Origin of the sequence: Roseovarius sp. A46, from assembly GCF_004126395.1 — a bacterium.
Lineage (GTDB): Bacteria > Pseudomonadota > Alphaproteobacteria > Rhodobacterales > Rhodobacteraceae > Roseovarius > Roseovarius nitratireducens.
Genome location: NZ_PVWS01000062.1, coordinates 6,689 through 12,737 on the forward strand (window position 1 = coordinate 6,689; position 6,049 = coordinate 12,737).

At 57.0% G+C, this 6,049-nt stretch carries 9 protein-coding genes; 7 read left to right on the forward strand and 2 right to left on the reverse strand.

Going from position 1 to position 6,049, the window contains the following annotated elements; genetic code table 11:
• Window positions 1–1,278 precede the first annotated feature (1,278 nt).
• The 7 genes from C6W92_RS17290 to C6W92_RS17320 all read left to right on the forward strand — a co-directional run bounded on the left by C6W92_RS17290 (window position 1,279) and on the right by C6W92_RS17320 (window position 4,631).
• Window positions 1,279–1,524 (forward strand): type II toxin-antitoxin system VapB family antitoxin, encoded by a 246-nt coding sequence (locus C6W92_RS17290; RefSeq protein ID WP_164989291.1) that lies wholly within the window; start codon window positions 1,279–1,281, stop codon window positions 1,522–1,524.
• On the forward strand, window positions 1,524–1,952 hold the full coding sequence (locus C6W92_RS17295; protein WP_129435356.1) for a type II toxin-antitoxin system VapC family toxin: 429 nt from the start codon (window positions 1,524–1,526) through the stop codon (window positions 1,950–1,952). The genes C6W92_RS17290 and C6W92_RS17295 overlap by 1 nt, the downstream gene beginning before the upstream one ends.
• 274 nt (window positions 1,953–2,226) lie before the next feature.
• The gene (locus C6W92_RS17300) at window positions 2,227–2,478 is read left to right on the forward strand and encodes a type II toxin-antitoxin system RelE/ParE family toxin (RefSeq protein WP_129435358.1); all 252 of its coding nucleotides are present in this window, start codon (window positions 2,227–2,229) and stop codon (window positions 2,476–2,478) included.
• A gap of 11 nt (window positions 2,479–2,489) precedes the next feature.
• On the forward strand, window positions 2,490–2,867 hold the full coding sequence (locus C6W92_RS17305) for a helix-turn-helix transcriptional regulator (protein ID WP_129435360.1): 378 nt from the start codon (window positions 2,490–2,492) through the stop codon (window positions 2,865–2,867).
• 135 nt (window positions 2,868–3,002) lie between these two features.
• Window positions 3,003–3,254 (forward strand): type II toxin-antitoxin system ParD family antitoxin, encoded by a 252-nt coding sequence (locus C6W92_RS17310; RefSeq protein WP_129435362.1) that lies wholly within the window; start codon window positions 3,003–3,005, stop codon window positions 3,252–3,254.
• Window positions 3,244–3,516 carry a type II toxin-antitoxin system RelE/ParE family toxin gene (locus tag C6W92_RS17315; protein ID WP_206735561.1) on the forward strand — a complete coding sequence of 91 codons (273 nt, stop codon included), beginning with the start codon at window positions 3,244–3,246 and terminating at the stop codon, window positions 3,514–3,516. Before C6W92_RS17310 ends, C6W92_RS17315 begins: the two co-directional genes overlap by 11 nt.
• A 278-nt stretch (window positions 3,517–3,794) precedes the next feature.
• Entirely contained in the window at window positions 3,795–4,631 is an 837-nt protein-coding gene (locus C6W92_RS17320; RefSeq protein ID WP_129435364.1) for a redoxin domain-containing protein, read from the forward strand.
• Window positions 4,632–4,702: 71 nt separating this feature from the next.
• Here C6W92_RS17320 and C6W92_RS17780 read toward each other — a convergent pair whose 3' ends face one another.
• Both C6W92_RS17780 and C6W92_RS17330 read right to left on the reverse strand, forming a co-directional pair.
• Window positions 4,703–4,876 carry a hypothetical protein gene (locus tag C6W92_RS17780; protein WP_164989289.1) on the reverse strand — a complete coding sequence of 58 codons (174 nt, stop codon included), beginning with the start codon at window positions 4,874–4,876 and terminating at the stop codon, window positions 4,703–4,705.
• 305 nt (window positions 4,877–5,181) lie between these two features.
• Window positions 5,182–6,049 (reverse strand): GAF domain-containing protein (locus tag C6W92_RS17330; protein WP_164989293.1); only part of this gene is annotated, 868 nt, incomplete at its 5' end.

Sequence of the window (6,049 nt, forward strand, 5' to 3'; positions counted from 1 at the left end):
TGGCCTGTCCACCAACCGAGCGGCCGAAGCAGCCCGAAAGCCGCTGGAAACAAGCTGCCTGATGCCCGGCATGGCCCTCACATCGGCGCGTCGGCGCAGCAGAAGGCGTTGTTCAGACTTTCCCTAAACACAGATGAAAGTTGAACTTTCGGGCACCAGAGCGTGTCTCGACAGGTGTCAGACACATACAGACCATGTCCGAAACCGTTCGACTGGTCCCTCAGACCGAGGGCGGGAACAACCTGCCGCAAGCAGCAGTATTCTCTGCGAGCCTTCGCAATCAACACCCCACTCACCTCTAGCCCAGCAGGCGGTGGCTCAAAACACCTGCAGCGGCAGGCGACGCCTGATATGAGACACAGCGTCCTCAGTCAGGGTCACTCCTTCCACGTAAGAAGACGGGGGTGTGGTACCTGGAGACGGTAAGCTCCAGGTCTCTGTGCCCTACGCTTCAATTCTGCGTGTTGTCGCTGATGCCGCATACCTATACGCTAGTAAAAAATTTTTCCGACCTAAACCTCCCCTGTATCCTAACCCGAAAATCCCGCGAAAATGGCAAAGTTAACTTTGTCAACTTCGCTTCAACTCTCCAGCATTTAGGTTTCAACTTTGCCCTGAGGCCGTTGCTGACCGGTCTTGGCCCTGGATCCCCTCCAGTTCTGCCCAACCCTGGAGCAAAAACCTTTCACTCCAGCCTTGTACTCGTCGGCCCTGAGTGTATGTTGGGGGTCCAGGGTTTATCCGGGTCCTTCTCCTGTCTGAGGTTGCTGACGCTTTGCTCACAGCCACAAGACGAAAGAGGCTACCGCCACGGCGTGTCACCTGCCGGTCTCCAAAGGTGGCTCTTTGCCGGGGACTTCACCCGACCCGCTTTGATCCGGCTCCGTCTAGGTCATTGCAGAAACGCGACAACGGAACCCACCGACGCGGTTCATATCGAACCTCTGGATATATTTATCCTGGTTCACCCCATATATGTATCAGAGCGGGGACCTGACCCCTGACCCGTTGATTTGCCCCATGTGCTTATCCAGCGTTGGTCAGTCGGTCGGGGGCAGATGAAAACTCTGCGGGGAAGCGGCTGGCCTCCGATATCAGGCATCGCGTGGATACGGCAAATCAGATGACGGGCCTTCCCCTGCATGCGGGGGGAAGGAACGGGTGGCGGAGATGTGCCTGGATGAACTGGCTCCATGTTTGACCGGACACCTGGACTTGAGACCTGGACTTGAAGGATATCCTAACGGGATATACAATATACACTGAAAGGATATACTCATGCCCCTCTACATCAAGGACCCGGACGTGGATGCGCTGGTTGAACGCTACCTTGCAGCTTCCGGCGCGAAGACCAAGACCGAGGCGGTTCGCACAGCCTTGCGCAACGCTATAGCGGCCTTGGAGAAGCGGGGAACTCTTGCCGAGAGGGTTGCCAGGGTGCAACGGAAAGCGGTTGCCGCGGGGCTCACGCCACGCGAGATGGACGACAAGCCCTTCATGGATGAGCTGTGGGGCGAGGACTGATGTTCATTGACGCCAGCGCCTTGTGTGCCGTGCTGCTGAATGAGCGGGAAGCTCCCGCCATGCTGAGCGCAATGGAAACAGCCCGTGGCAGGCTGATGATCTCGCCCGTCGTTCGCGTTGAAGCCACGCTTGCCATCGCACGCAGTCTGAAAGACGCGCAAGGCGCGACGCATATCGGCGAAGTCCATTTCGATGAGGCGAGCAAGCTCGTGGGTGAGCTGGTCAAGATGCTTGAGGTTCGGGAAATGCCCCTTACCGAAAACATGGGCACGGGCGCAATCACGGCACTGAGGAGATATGGAAAGGTTGCTGGACACCCGGCCAGGCTCAACATGGGAGATGCCCTGGCCTACGCCGCTGCCAAGGAGCTCCGTGTGCCGTTGCTCTACAAAGGTAACGATTTTGCGCACACTGATCTTGGCAACTGAGCCAGCACGGTGGCTGCTGTGGCGGAGCTGTGCCTGGATGGTCCCCTGCCTGGAAAACAGGACCTCAAGACAGGGACCCAGGAGCGCGCATCGGGCTGGGCCAGCCGCCTATCTCGAAGCGTCTAATGGCGCGGTATGCTCCCTCAGCCAGGGCACCATCCGATCATGGCGAAACGTACGGTAGTGAAACCGAGCGAAGCTGTCAGCTGACGCGCACGTCGCCATAAGCGACAATTCATTTGACCAAGCCGTGCATGTAGCTTAAAGATACACAATGAGACGGATCAGCTATACGAAAGCCGCGATCCGTGCCTTGCGCCGGATGCCGGCGAACACGGCCAAACGTATTCGGGCCAAAATCGAAGCTTATTCGCGAGATCCGGTATCGCAGTCCAAAAACGTGAAATCCCTGAAGGGCCGAGACGGTATCCGACTGCGAGTGGGAGATTGGCGGGTGATTTTGGATGACCAGGGCAACGTTCTGGCAGTGCTGGATATCGGCCCCCGTGGTGGCATCTATGATTGAGAGGACAGGACATGGGTGACGTTGTGACAATCCCGCGCGAGGAATATGATCGGCTTCGGGCAGCCGCCGAAGATCTGGCGGATCTGCAGACCTATGATCGTGCCAAGGCGGACTTGAGCGAGGGCAGAGACGAGCTGATCCCGGCAGAATACGCTGACCGTCTGCTCGATGGTGAAAGCGCTCTGAGGGTTTACCGCGACCTGCGCGGCCTGACCCAGGCGGCGCTCGCCGAAGAGGCCAGGGTGAACCGCGTCACAATTGCCGAGATCGAAACCGGTCGCAAACACGGGTCTGTCAAAACGCTGTGCGCCCTGGCGGACGCCCTCGAGATTGCACTGGATGATCTGACCTCCGATATCGGGCGTAGCGCGGATAGGATGAAGAACTAGATGACGGGTCCGCTGCATGCGGGGGAAGGAGCGGGTGGCAGGGCTGTGCCCGGATGGTTTTCCAGACAAGACCACCACCCAAAATTGACAAATATTGCCATTTAATGTCATCTTGAAAAGATTGGAGGTGCTGACATGGCAAGCGTGAACATATCCCTGCCCGATCCTATGAAAGATTGGGTTGAATCACAGACAAACTCAGGTCGGTACGACAACGCGAGCGAGTATGTCCGCGACCTGATCCGCCATGACCAAGACCGGACATCGAAGATTGCGGCCATGCAAAAGCTGGTGAACGAAGCGTTTGAAAGCGGTGCCAGTGACAAGAGCCTGGAGGATATTTGGGCCGCAGCGAAAGAGCGGGCGCAAGCAAACCGTGGCAATTGAATTTTCACGGGCCGCGGAGGATGATCTGTCAGGAATTTTCCTCTACGGCATCGAGGAACACGGGCTGGCTCAGGCCGAGCGCTACAAAGGCCAGCTCGACAAGACCTTTCAGATCCTATCCGATAACCCCAAGATCACCCGTTTTTCGGGAGGAGATCACACCACCCGTACGTGTCTATCCAACTCAGAAACATATCGTTGTTTGCACGATCTTGGAGGATGGCCAGACGGTTTACGTTCTGCGTGTTCGCCATCACCGTGAAAACTGGATCGAGCAGTCCAAGGGGTAACTTTGTTCATCAGCCTGAAAAGATGCTGTCCGAAAAGGTAGTGCCCCGGGAAGTGGCGTAGGATCCGGTCATGGCGATATGTACGGAAACGAAACCAACCGAATCCGTCAACTGAAGTGCATGCCCGGCGGCCAATACGACAATTTTATACATCTCCGACAAACTCGAGTCAGCTTGGCACATTAGTTCGTCTGCTGCGCCCTTTCAGTGGGCCTGGATCGAAGACCGGAAAAGAGCGGGAGGCGGAGACATGAGCATACAGATATTCACGCCCAGAAACGTCGACGGATCACCGATAAACGTGCCAATGGGATATCGCCGCAAGGTGAAATGGCTGCCGCAAATCGGAGACATCTTCCCCAACTTCAAGGTCGCGACCACACAAGGTGATTTGAATTTCTGGGACTGGGCAGAGGGGAGCTACACATTCCTCTTCAGCCATCCCGCCGCGAAAACGCCGGTCTGCACAACGGAAATAGCGGCGTTGGCACGGGCCGAAGCGTGCTTTGAAAGGCTCGAGACCAATGTCCTGGCACTCACTGGATCAAGCATGCAGGAGCAGCTGGAGTGGCATGACGATATCCGACAGGACTTTCAGGCAAGGGTCTGGTTCCCCGGCGCAGAGGACAAGGGAGGGCATCTCGCCAAGCTCTTCGGCATGCGCCATGAAAAGGAACACGCCACCTGGCCGATCCGGAAATCCTTCATTCTCGACCCGCAGATGAGGGTCCGAATGATTTTCGAGTACCCGGTGTTTATCGGGCGGTGCGTGGACGAAACGCTTCGCGTGATCACAGCCCTGCAACTTCACGACAGGACGGGGTTTGCGACGCCCGGAGACTGGTACGAAGGCGATGCGGTAATCGTGCCCGAAGACATACCCGAAGCTCAGGTCCTGCGTGAACTCGGCGTTCAATCGAGGCAAGTCAGTCCGTACCTGCGCGTCGCGCAACCAAATTCCAAGCCGGCAAATATTTTCACTGAGCTCAGTCCATCGCGCCACATGCCGGACCCATCTCCTGAGTCCGAGATCATCGTTGAGATGCGTCAACAGCTCACTGCCCCAGAGGCAGAAGACGGTAGATGACCTGCACCTTGACGAGATGCTCGCGCGTCGTGGCGTACCGGGAAGTTACGGAGAGGACCGCCCGAGCGACGTCAGGCGACGGTCCCCGGAATTTTGTCCGCTTCGGTATGTTGAGTTACTTGTTTCCCAACCCATATCAGAAAGGGCGTTTTGTCCACGCGGCAATCCAATTGGATGATTCTGATGAAACCAGCCTTTTTGATTGCCATGTTCTTCATGTCGGCGGCGTGCAATCCGATTGCCATGACAACGACCATGCAAAGACCAGCCCCGTCCGGCGTTGTCTCGCCTACCGTCAAAGCATTCACTGATCGACTTAATACCGTGCGGAGAAGAGAAGGGGTAAGAGCTATATACCTTGACCCACGCCTCGCGCTTGCAGCCAGGAACCATGCCAAGGACATGGCTCGGAACAATTACTTTTCGCATCGCAGTTTGTCTGGCGCCAGGCTATCCGATCGGGTGGCCCGTACCGGCTATTGCATCTCCGGCTTGGCAGAAAACATTGCATTTGGCCATCGCTCCGTCGACACCGTGTTTTCCTCCTGGATCAACTCACCTGCTCATCGCCGTAACATGTTGCGCCCCCAGGCAGTGACCTTTGGAGTCGCCGAAAACGACGGAATATGGGTATTGGTACTGGGTGACGAATGTCGACGAAAGTAGAGCCTCCAATCGGGCGTTTGACACGATCGACCGGGGGCAACTCGTTCTCTAATTGGTCTTCGGCCAGGCGGGCATGACGCAACGCGATATAATCGGTGACACAGTCAGCGAGGTCCATTATCGAACGCTTCTGGTTGTCGCTCCAGTCCCGCGGTACCCGGTCCAGCGCACAAAGAGACCCGAGTGTCTCGCCCGACGGCCCCGAGATCGGCGCTCCTAGATACGAAATCACACCCATTTCATCTATAATGGGATTATTCCCGACCCGCTCGTCAGTCCGTGCGTCGGACACGGCAAGCATTGCGCCGGTTCGGGTCACGATCCTGCAAAAGGAACGATCCAGATCCGTCTGGCTCAATCCATCAGGCAGGCCCTTCGCGGATTTGAAGTACTGGCGACAGGCATTCTCCTCCACGAAGGATACGAGCGCGATCGGGACTTCGGCTTCATGACACACCAACCGGGTGAACCGGGTGAATTCAGGCTCGCGCGGGCTGTCGAGCAGCAACAGGCGACGCAGAACATTTGCCATGACGTCATCCGCGCTCTTGCCAGATTTTCTGGGCGATCTGCGTTCCGCTGTTCCCGCATCTTCGCTATCCTTAATTTCCGGGCCAAAAATCATGGAAAGTCTGAACAACGCCTTCTGCTGCGCCGACGCGCCGATGTGAGGGCCATGCCGGGCATCAGGCAGCTTGTTTCCAGCGGCTTTCGGGCTGCTTCGGCCGCTCGGTTGGTGGACAGGCCAATTC